Source organism: Bifidobacterium sp. UBA6881, from assembly GCA_002451435.1.
In the GTDB taxonomy this organism is placed as follows: Bacteria; Actinomycetota; Actinomycetes; order Actinomycetales; family Bifidobacteriaceae; genus Bifidobacterium.
In genome coordinates, this window is the sequence record DKCF01000046.1 from 22,692 (window position 1) to 23,017 (window position 326).

The 326-nt window shown below is 66.0% G+C and carries 1 protein-coding gene; it reads right to left on the minus strand.

From position 1 onward, the window contains the following. Window positions 1–136 precede the first annotated feature (136 nt). On the minus strand, window positions 137–326 hold a 190-nt coding region (locus B3C64_RS03915), incomplete at its 5' end, for a hypothetical protein (RefSeq protein WP_291533876.1).

Sequence of the window (326 nt, forward strand, 5' to 3'; positions counted from 1 at the left end):
ACCCGCCGATACGGAAAGAGCCCACCTCGCAAAGAGGTGGGCTCTTGGCTCACAGCCATCGCGGCTCAGCCACGAAGCATCCGAGGGAAGACGTCGGCATTATCCGCGACGCTGCACGTCGCAGCCGACGATGTCATCAGTCCTCGAACGGGTCGAAGTCGCGGCGCACACGACGGCGCGGACGCTCGGAACGCTCTTCGCGGTCCGCGCGGTACTCGTCGTAGTTCTCGTCGGCCGCATAACGCGGGTTGCGGTCATCGCGACGGCCACGGCGGCGGTCGGAACGACGGTCGTCACGGTCATAGTCGCGATCCGAACGACGACGA